This window comes from Streptomyces sp. (assembly GCF_050698815.1).
In the GTDB taxonomy this organism is placed as follows: domain Bacteria; phylum Actinomycetota; class Actinomycetes; order Streptomycetales; family Streptomycetaceae; genus Streptomyces.
In genome coordinates this window covers 1-6,490 of sequence record NZ_JBOHCV010000171.1, presented here as the reverse complement: position 1 = coordinate 6,490, position 6,490 = coordinate 1, and the positions used below count along the sequence as shown (strand labels likewise).

Genomic DNA, 6,490 nt, shown 5'->3' with positions numbered 1-6,490 from the left:
CAGCGGCAGCGGCGGCGGTACGGGCAACCGCTCGGGTAACCGCGGCGGCCGAGGGCGGCGTACGGGCGGGCCGCGCCCGGCACAGGGCTCGGGCTCGGGCTCGGCGCCGAGGCGGAAGGCGGCCTAGCCCCCGCACGACGCACCGCGGAACACCGTCCGCTGAGGGAGACCCGGATCACGTGTGAGCCAGGTTGGAAGCACGTCTTCCGGGTACCTCAGGGCACTGCACAGCAGCCCGAACAGGACGGTTATGAAGGAGATATCGGTGCGTCAGAAGAACATCTTCGTCATGGGCATGGACGAAGCGAACTTGCAGGTCCTGCGCGAGATACCGGACGCCGCGGAGTACGACTTCCATGCCCTGCTGACGGTCGCCGAGCTTCAGCACGGTGAGGTGTCAGTTCCCGACCTGCTGGAGAAGGCACGCACGAAGCTGGACGCCTTCGACGGGAGCATCGACGCGATCGTCGGTTACTGGGACTTCCCGGTCAGCACCATCGTGCCCATCCTGAACGGCCAGTACGGACTGCGCGGCACCAGTCTGGAGTCGATCGTCAAGTGCGAGCACAAGTACTGGAGCCGGCTGGAACAGCAGAAGGTCATCGAGGAGCACCCGCGCTTCGGTCTCGTCTCCCTGGAGACGGATGACCCGCGGCCGCCCGAGCACATGAAGTTCCCGATGTGGCTCAAGCCGGTCAACTCCTTCTCCTCGGAGCTTGCCTTCGGGGTCAAGAACATGGACGAATTCCAGGCCGCGGTCACCGAGATCAGGGGCGGCATCAGCCGCATCGGGCGGCCGTTCGAGTACGTGCTCGAGCAGCTGGACCTGCCGCCGGAGATCGCCGAGGTCGGCGGCCAGGCATGCCTGGCCGAAGAGGCACTGCAGGGCGTACAGGTCGCCGTCGAGGGCTACGTCTTCGACGGCAAGGTGACCATGTACGGCGTGCTGGACTCCATCGACTACCCCGACAGCTCGTGCTTCCTTCGCCACCAGTACCCCTCGGACCTGCCGGAGCTGGTGCAGCAGCGCATCCTGAGCATTTCGCGGCGCGTGATGACGCAGATCGGGATGGACAACGCCACCTTCAGCATCGAGTACTTCTTCGACGCCGGCACCGGCGACGTGAACCTGCTCGAGATCAACCCGAGGCACTCGCAGTCGCACGCCGAACTGTTCGAGTACGTCGACGGCGTCTCCAACCACCACTGCATGGTCAGCCTCGCGCGCGGCACCGACCCGAACCTGCTTCCCAAGCACGGCCAGTACGCGCTCGCCGCCAAGTGGTACCACCGCTGGTTCACCGACGGACTGGTGCAGCGCACGCCCACCCAGGACGAGATCGCCCAGGTGGAGAAGGACATTCCCGGTGTGAAGATCGAGGTGGTGCCGGGGGAGGACCAGCTGCTCTCCGACAGCCCGGGACAGGACAGCTACAGCTACGAGCTCGCCCACATCTTCGTCGGCGCCGACAGTGAGGCGGAGATGCGCGAGAAGTACGACCGCTGCCTGGCCGCGTTGCCCTTCGAGATCGACGAGCCGTCTGCCGCACGATGAAGGTCTGCCGCACACCGACCCCTTCGAGGGAGGAGGCCGCGCAATGCGCTACGTGACCAACCTGCCGTACAAGACCGAGGAGGAGGAGCACGTCTGGATCCCGGTCTCCGACGGCACCCGGCTGGCGGCCCGCATCTGGCGCCCCAGTTCGTCGGACGAGGAACCGGTGCCCGGGTTGCTGGAGTACATCCCGTACCGCAAGCGCGACCTCACCGCCGTACGCGACTCCATGCACCACCCCTACCTCGCCGGGCACGGCTACGCCTGCGTACGCGTCGATCTGCGCGGCACCGGCGAATCCGAGGGCGTACTCACCGACGAGTACCTGGAGCAGGAGCAGTCCGACGCCGAGGACGTGCTCGAATGGATCGCCGCCCAGCCGTGGTGCAACGGCCGGAACGGCATGATGGGCATCTCCTGGGGCGCCTTCAGCGCGCTCCAGGTGGCGGCCCGCCGCCCGGCGAGCCTGCAGGCCATCGCCATCGCGTCCTTCACCGACGACCGGTACGCCGATGACATGCACTACATGGGCGGCTGCCTGCTGTCGGACAACCTGGCCGAGGCGGGCACCATGTTCGCCTACGCCACGCTGCCGCCGGACCCGGCGCTGGTCGGTGAGCGCTGGCGGGCGATGTGGCTCGAGCGGCTGGAGAACTCCCGCCCGTGGGCGCTGGAATGGCTTCGCCACCAGCGCCGTGACGCGTACTGGCGGCACGCCTCGGTGTGCGAGAACTACCAGGGTGTGCAGTGTCCGGTGCTCGCCTCCAGCGGCTGGGCGGACGGGTACTCCAACGCCGTCACCCGGCTGCTGGGCAATCTCGAGGTGCCGCGCAAGGGCCTGATCGGTCCCTGGTCGCACAAGTTCCCGCACCTCGGGGAGCCAGGCCCCGCCATCGGCTATCTCCAGGAGCTGGTCCGCTGGTGGGACCACTGGCTCAAGGACGCCGACAACGGGGCGATGGAGGGCCCCATGCTGCGGACCTGGATGCAGGAGAGCGTGCCGCCGTCCACCTCCTACGAGGAGCGGCCGGGGCGCTGGGTGAGCGAGCCTTCCTGGCCGTCGCCGAACATCTCGCCGCGGGTGCATCCCTTGAGCAGGCACCGCGTCGGTGAGCCCGGCGAGAGCGTCGAGCCGGGGGAGGACGCCGAGCTGACGGTGCAGTCGCCGCTGTCGGTCGGCCAGTTCGCCGGCAAGTGGGCCTCCTACAACGCGCCGCCCGACCTGCCCTACGACCAGCGGGAGGAGGATGGCGGTTCGCTGGTCTTCGACACCGAGACTCTCACCGAACGGGTGGAGATCCTCGGCTCGCCGACCGTGGAGCTGGAGTTCTCGGTGAGCGAGCCCGTCGCGATGGTGGCGGCGCGGCTGTCCGACGTCGCGCCGGACGGTGCGACGACCCGGGTCAGCTACGGCCTGCTCAACCTCACCCGGCGGGAGTCCGGCGGCGATCCGGAAGTGCTCGAGCCGGGCCGCCGCTACCGGGCCACGGTGCATCTCAACGGCGTGGGGCAGGCGTTCCCGCCGGGTCACCGCATCCGGCTCTCGCTCTCGACGTCGTACTGGCCGCTGGCCTGGCCGCCGCCCAAGCCCGTACTGCTGAGCGTGTACGCGGGCGCCACCACGCTGACGCTGCCGGTGCGGCCGCCCTCCGAGGCGGACGAGATGCGTACGCGCGCCTTCGAGGAGCCCGAGGGCACGCCGCCGCTGGAGACCACTCAGCTCACGCCCATCGAATCGCGCTGGGAGGTCAAGCGCGACCTCGTCAACTACAACTCGGCCCTGGAGATCGTCAAGGACCGGGGAACGTCACGCATCGAGGACATCAACCTCGACGTGGGCCGCCGCGCCTACGAGCGCTACGACTCGGTCGCCGACGACTTCGAGTCGGTGCGCGGGGAGTCGGCGTGGACGATGACGTTCGCGCGTGACGAGTGGAAGGTACGGACGGAGACCCGCACCGTGCTGCGCTCCACCGGGAACGAGTTCGTCCTGGACGCAACGCTCGACGGCTACGAGGGAGACCGGAGAGTCTTCTCCCGCACCTGGAACGAGCGCGTCCCGCGCGACCACGTCTAGGGCGGCCGCTCGGACGGGCGCCGGACTGCGGTCAGCAGCCGAGGACCCGGCCGGTGCGTGCAGCCGGCACGCACCGGCCGGTGAACTCCGGTCGTGACCGGCCCGTCCGTGACGCCCGGGACGAGGCCGCCTCTCCTCAGCGCGGACGGGCGCCGGGCGACACGTACACGCGGTAGCCCGGCATCAGGTGCAGCCGGGCCGAGGGCCAGTCTCGAGCCCAGGAGGGCGTGGCGTGCCCGCGCCCCACGGAGACGGCCATCGGCCGGCCCTGGCGCGCGAACTCCCCCAGACCCGCGGTGCTGATGCTGGTGTCATGGCCGTGGGACTGGCGTGCGGTGCAGCCGGCGTAGTGGCTCATCGGCACGGCGTAGGCGCCGGTGAGGACGCACGGTGGTCGCAGCCCGAGCCGCTGCAACTGGTCCGCCCCCTCGGTCAGCTGCGCCGTCATGCGGTGATTGTTCTGCACTGCCGTGCCCAGCACCTGGTACTGCACGAACAGGTGACTGCCCAGCAGCAGTGCCGGCAGCAGCACCAGGACGAGGGGGCGGCGTCCGTGCCGTCTGCGGGCGGCGAATGCGCGCCGGACGCACTCGGCGACCGGGAGGGCGAGCAGCGCGTAGCCGGGCAGCAGGAAGCGCGGCGCCGCGTACCCCATCAGGAACAGGTAGGGCAGGGCGAGCACCACCGCGGTCACGGCGGGCAGCACGGCGGCGTCCTTGCGCCCCGCACGGACCGCCACCGAGATGCCGCTCGCGGCCAGCAGCGGCAGCGCAAACCACCACAGCCCGGTGTGCGGCTCCTCCCACGGCAGTGCGCAGGGCCGGCACAGGCTCCGGCCCTGCAGGCTGCGTACGTGATCCCCGATCGCCACGTTCCAGCCCATGCCGCCCTGGATGTCGCTGGCGCGGTGCAGCCGCGAGAGGAGCCCCCCGTACGACGCGTACGCCTCGAGGATCCACGGGGCGGCGCCGAACAGTGCTCCGGCCGTCAGCGCCACCAGCACGGGCCGCAGTACGGCCGGGCGGCGCCAGGCCCGTACCAGCAGGGCGGCACCGCCCAGGGCCAGCACCAGCCAGACCGCGTCAGGCGGCCGCATCAGCGCCACGACGGCCACACAGATCCCGAGCCCCACCCGCGCGGCGCGGTCGGCGGGGGAGCGCGCGACGCGCAGGAAGCAGCCCACCGCGGCCAGCGAGCCGAAGGCGCACCACAGGTTCGGCATGGCCTGCGGGCCGTAGAAGAGACTGATCCACAGGGTGCCGAACAGCGCGCCGGCCCAGGCGAGCACGGAGACCGGCAGCAGCTTGCGCCAGACCCACAGCGCGGCCAGCAGCCCCGCCCCGGACAGCAGGGCCAGGAAGACGCGCAGCGCGGTCGTGGAGGAGGTCGCGGCGGTCACCGGCGCCACCAGGTAGGAGATGCCGCGGGCGCGGGGCGCACTGAAGAACGCTGTCGGGGCGTTCCGGTCGACCTGGCTCACGTAGACCGTCTCGTCCCAGCCGAGCCCGGTGCCGGGCAGCACGAGGAGGAGCTGCACCAGGGTGTAGAGCGCGGCGACCGCCCCGAGCCGGAGCAGCGGACGGCCGGCGGGCTCGGTCCCGTACGCGGACAGGCGTTTGAGGCGTGCGGTGTCGGGCGCGTTCCGAGCCGCAGGCAGCACGTACATGGCCGAACCTCGTCCCGCTCAGGAAACCGGCAGAGTGCTCTATGCGTAACACCCGTTATGCCGGTTTTGCGGTAATGAGTGACCGGGGTGCGCCCGGGTCGGGTGACGTTCGGGCGCGCCGCATACGATCTGCGGTATGCGTTCTTCCGTTTCCGCCGCCCGGATAGCGGTGATCGGCGGCGGCGCGATCGGCGGGCTCACCGCCGCCTTCGCGCACGAGGCCGGTCACCACGTCACCCTCTGCCTCCGCACACCGGTCGACGAGCTGACTGTGCGGACCAATGGTGAACTCCTCCGCGCCGACCCGCGGTTCGTCACCCGGCCCGCGGACGTGGCGCCCGTCGACTGGGTGTTCCTGACCACCAAGGCCCAGGACACCGGCGGCGCCTCCGACTGGCTGCGTGCCCTGTGCGGCCCGCACACCGCCGTCGCCGTCATACAGAACGGCGTGGACCACGTGGAACGTGTCGCCCCGCTGCTGCCGTCCGGCACGGACATCCTGCCCACCCTCGCCTACATGGCCGTCGAGCGGGTCGCGCCCGGCCGGATAGTGCACCACACGGCCGACGAACTGCACGTCCCCGAGGGACCGTTGGCGGACCGCTTCGGGGCGCTTCTCGCCGACAGCCGGCTCTCCGTCCGCCCTGTCGCCGATTTCCGTACGGCCGCCTGGCGGAAGCTGTTCACCAACGCGGCGGCCAATCCGCTCACCGCGCTGCTCCAGCAGCGCATGCACATCCTGCGGGACCCGGAGATGAAGCAGCTCGCGGAGGAGATCCTGGCCGAAGCGCTCGCCGTGGCCCGTGCGGAGGGAGCCCAGGCCGGGGAGGCGGATGTGCGCCGCGCGCTGCGGGCGAACGCGGCGGTGCCGCCGGACGGCGGCACGTCCATGCTCTACGACCGGCTGGCGGGCCGCCCCCTCGAGCACGAGCACATCACGGGCGCCGTGGTGCGCGGCGCCGAGCGGCACGGCATCGACGTGCCGCTCAACCGCATGCTGCTGACGCTGCTGCGTGCCGCCGACCGCGGCCAGGACGCCGGCCGCGGCGCCAGCCTTGGTGACGGCTGAGCAGACGGCTGAGGCGCCGGCTCAGGAGGCGGGCCGGGCTCAGCTCGGACCGCGCAGGCGTTCCAGCTCCCGCCGGTCCCGCTTCGTCGGGCGGCCCGTGCCACGGTCCCGGCGGCCGGCCGG

The 6,490-nt window shown here is 71.0% G+C and carries 4 protein-coding genes; 3 read left to right on the top strand and 1 reads right to left on the bottom strand.

Annotated features, from left to right (window positions below; all coding sequences use genetic code 11):
- The first annotated feature begins 250 nt into the window (after positions 1-250).
- Positions 251-1,555 (top strand): ATP-grasp domain-containing protein, encoded by a 1,305-nt coding sequence (locus ACRDP3_RS06490; RefSeq protein WP_431515860.1) that lies wholly within the window; start codon positions 251-253, stop codon positions 1,553-1,555.
- 43 nt (positions 1,556-1,598) lie between these two features.
- Entirely contained in the window at positions 1,599-3,632 is a 2,034-nt protein-coding gene (locus ACRDP3_RS06485; protein WP_431515859.1) for a CocE/NonD family hydrolase, read from the top strand.
- Positions 3,633-3,768: 136 nt separating this feature from the next.
- Here ACRDP3_RS06485 and ACRDP3_RS06480 read toward each other — a convergent pair whose 3' ends face one another.
- On the bottom strand, positions 3,769-5,298 hold the full coding sequence (locus ACRDP3_RS06480; protein WP_431515858.1) for a hypothetical protein: 1,530 nt from the start codon (positions 5,296-5,298) through the stop codon (positions 3,769-3,771).
- 136 nt (positions 5,299-5,434) lie between these two features.
- Between ACRDP3_RS06480 and ACRDP3_RS06475 the strand changes: the two genes are divergently transcribed.
- Complete coding sequence (locus ACRDP3_RS06475; RefSeq protein ID WP_431515857.1) at positions 5,435-6,367, top strand: 2-dehydropantoate 2-reductase; 933 nt, start codon at positions 5,435-5,437, stop codon at positions 6,365-6,367.
- Positions 6,368-6,490: the final 123 nt, after the last annotated feature.